The sequence below is a fragment of the Mycolicibacter engbaekii genome (assembly GCF_002101585.1).
In the GTDB taxonomy this organism is placed as follows: Bacteria; Actinomycetota; Actinomycetes; order Mycobacteriales; family Mycobacteriaceae; genus Mycobacterium; species Mycobacterium engbaekii.
Genome location: NZ_LQOT01000036.1, coordinates 1 through 1,471 on the forward strand (window position 1 = coordinate 1; position 1,471 = coordinate 1,471).

Below are 1,471 nucleotides of genomic sequence, written 5' to 3' on the forward strand. Positions count from 1 at the left end.
CACCGGCACTGCTGGGGCCGCGGGCGCGGGCGCGGGCGCCGGGGCCGCGGGAGCGGGCACCGGCTGAGCCACCGGGACCTTGACGGCCGGCGGCTCGGGCGCCGGCAGGGGCGCCATTTCGGGTGCGGGAGCCGGGGCGGGTGCCTGCTGGGTGGGCGCGATGATGTGCCCACTGGGCGCCGGATGGTCGGCGGCGGTGGGCCGGATGCTGACCGCCAGGGCCACCGCCAAGCTGGAGACCCCGACCACGAAGAACGCGGCGAGTCCGCTGCTGGCCAGCAGGAATGGCCTGCGCCGCAGGAGCGGCTCCCGGTCGTCGACGACCCCGAGCGCCGAACTGGGCGGGTAGCTGTCGTCGGGGTCGAGGACGGTGCCGTCGAAGGGGTCTGCGTCGAGGTCCAGGTAGCCGCTGGGGGCATCGTCGGGGACTGCACTGTAGGCCAGCGCGTACTCGCCCACCGTGGCGTCGTAATCGGCGGGGTAGGCGTACCCCAACGCGATGAGCTCAGGGTCGATCATGCCGGTGCCCGGGTCGCGGGCCCAGGCCAGCGCCGACGTCGAGGAGTCGAATTGCGGGGTGTGCGCGCTGGCCAGCGCCGCGCCGCGCGCCAACGCGGTCTCCGGCTCCTCGGGCACGCTGACCGGCAGTGCGCTGGCCGCATCCAGTGCGGGCTTGACGACGCCGATGTTGACTCCGGAGCCGACGACGAACAAGCCCTCGGGCTGCGAGGGCAGGCGGCCGGCCTCGGCGGCCAGCCGGGTCAGTTCGCCTTTCGCGGCGGCGTCATCGGGCGGCAGCGTCACCCGCTGCACCTCGGTGATCGAGCCGTCCGACGAGTCGACGACCGCCAGGGTCGCCCCGTCGGGCTCGACGAACATCAGCGCGGTCCGCTGGTAGCCGACCGAGCTGCCCACCGTCTGCGCCAGTGCGGCCGCCGCCAAGAACGCCGACACCAACATCACGTTCTCGACCCGGTGCTGGGCCAGGGCGTCGCGCAGCCGACCCGCCTGCAGCTGGTCGGCGACGGTCACCCCCGTGGCGGCCAGCCGGTAGCCGCTCTCGCGCGCACTCTCCTGGGTGCCCAGGATGGCGGAGACCACCTGGTGGGGCAGCGCCGCGTCGCCGGCCTGGACCTCGAAGCCGTCTTCGTCGACGGTGACACCACCGGCGCGTTCGCCTTCGACCAGGACCATGCGGACCGACGGCGGGGCCATCGAGACCCCCAAGACGATGTCCACCGCACCTCCTCCACTGCCAGCGGATTCTTAGTCCATCTTACAAGCGTTGGGGAAGTGAACGCCCGCTCAGAAGCGCAGGCCGGGTATCGGGAACGGGAACCCGCCGCCGCCGCGGCCGTGCCCGCCACCGGGCCCACCGCCGCCGCGCCCGCGGCCGGGTCCCCAGCCGTCGCCGCCGCGGCCACCGCCCTTGGGCGGGCCGAACAGCGGCGGCGACGGCTGGGGATTGTGC

1 protein-coding gene is annotated in these 1,471 nt (G+C 74.4%); it reads right to left on the bottom strand.

Going from position 1 to position 1,471, the window contains the following annotated elements:
* Positions 1-1,239 (bottom strand): DUF7159 family protein (locus tag AWC02_RS21930; protein ID WP_085128839.1); only part of this gene is annotated, 1,239 nt, incomplete at its 3' end.
* Positions 1,240-1,471 lie beyond the last annotated feature (232 nt).